This is a genomic window from Oleiphilus sp. HI0066 (assembly GCF_001635725.1).
In genome coordinates this window covers 1-1,879 of sequence record NZ_LWFH01000241.1, presented here as the reverse complement: position 1 = coordinate 1,879, position 1,879 = coordinate 1, and the positions used below count along the sequence as shown (strand labels likewise).

The 1,879-nt window shown below is 48.0% G+C and carries 1 protein-coding gene and 1 pseudogene; one reads left to right on the top strand and one right to left on the bottom strand.

All coding sequences use genetic code 11. The features are described from left to right. A pseudogene (locus A3738_RS03825) lies at positions 1-369 on the top strand (flavin reductase family protein); the annotation flags it as partial. A gap of 77 nt (positions 370-446) precedes the next feature. Here A3738_RS03825 and A3738_RS03820 read toward each other — a convergent pair. Continuing rightward, positions 447-1,879: peroxidase family protein (locus A3738_RS03820; protein ID WP_068763366.1), on the bottom strand; the 1,433-nt coding region annotated here is incomplete at its 5' end.

The following is a 1,879-nucleotide window of genomic DNA, read 5'->3' as shown; positions in this document are numbered from 1 at the left end:
GTGCATATTCCACAGGTCACGCAGATGCAAGAGGTCTCTGATTCAGCCGCAACACTCGATTATGGCGATTCCGAACTAGAGCGTTTGAATCTATCTCTAGAATCATTTGAGGGCTTTCCTCTCCCCCGCATCAAAGAAAGCCCTATTGCCTTTGGTTGCAAGGTCGCGAAAGTCATTGAATGGGGAGAAACACCACAAGCGCTGATTCTCTTAGAGATAGAACAAGCCTTCGTTGATGACAACTACGTCGGTGAAGATGATAAGGGCCGACTAAAAATTGATGCGAAAAATCTAAACCCATTAGCGAGATTGGGTGCGAATGAATACGCGTCGCTTGGAGATGTATTGAGCTTAGCTAGACCGAAGTAAGCTATGAAAACAAACACAAAAAAGCCTCAGTAAACTGAGGCTTTTCGTTCTTTCACTCATTGTTGATCAGACTGACTTTACGCTAGATCAAAACGATCTGCATTCATCACTTTGGTCCATGCCGAAACGAAATCCTGAACAAATTTGTCTTGATTATCGTCTTGAGCGTAAACCTCTGCGTAGCTACGCAGCACTGAGTTCGAGCCAAACACTAAGTCAACACGTGTTGCTGTAAACTTGGTATTCCCTGTCGCGCGCTCAACAATGTCGTACAAATTTTTGCCAGTCGGTTTCCACTGATACTGCATGTCAGTTAAGTTGACAAAGAAGTCGTTCGTTAAAGTGCCTTCTCGTTCAGTAAACACGCCATGCTTTGAACCGCCGTAGTTGGTACCAAGTACACGAAGTCCACCAAGTAACACAGTCATTTCTGGTGCTGTTAGGCCCATCAAGTGAGTGCGGTCTAGCAACAGTTCTTCAGAAGTCGCTGCATAGTCTTCTTTCAACCAGTTTCTGAAACCGTCGTGAATTGGCTCAAGCACTGAGAAAGACTCCGCGTCAGTTTGCTCTGCACTTGCATCACCACGTCCTGCTGTAAATGGCACTTCGATGTTTTGACCAGCGGCTTTTGCAGCTTGCTCAACCCCCACACCACCAGCAAGTACGATCACGTCAGCAACACTCGCATTGGCAGCCTGCGCTATTGGTTCAAGCACTGAAAGAACACGTTGCAAGCGCTCTGGCTCGTTACCCGCCCAACTAGCCATTGGTTCAAGACGAATACGCGCACCATTTGCACCACCTCGGAAGTCAGAGCCGCGGAATGTACGTGCACTATCCCATGCGGTGGTAACTAGGTCTGACACACTCAAACCACTTTCAGCAATTTTTACTTTCACAGCAGCTACATCAAAATCGCTATTTCCTGCAGGTGTTGGGTCTTGCCAAATCAAATCTTCCACAGGAACTTCAGGACCAATGTAACGCCTTTTAGGCCCCATATCGCGGTGCGTTAACTTGAACCAAGCACGCGCAAATACTTCTGAAAAATACTCAGGGTCATTGTAAAAACGCTCTGAGATTTTGCGGTACTCTGGGTCTACTTTCATAGCCATATCGGCATCGGTCATCACAACACGGGTTGGATCAGCTTGATCATCAATCGCAGCAGGGCGATGCTCATCTTTCAAGTCGACCGGCTCCCACTGCCATGCACCAGCTGGGCTCTTCTTAAGTTCCCACTCGTAGTTCAATAGCAAGTCAAAGTAACCGTTATCCCACTGCGTTGGGTTTGTGGTCCATGCACCTTCAACACCACTTGTTACCGTATCGCGGCCTGTTCCTGCTTTGGTCTTATTCATCCAACCAAAACCTTGGTTTTCGATTTCAGCACCTTCTGGTTCTGGGCCAAGCTCACCTGCATCGCCGTTACCGTGTGCTTTACCAACGGTGTGGCCACCAGCTGTGAGCGCGACTGTCTCTTCGTCATCCATCGCCATGCGTTTGAAGG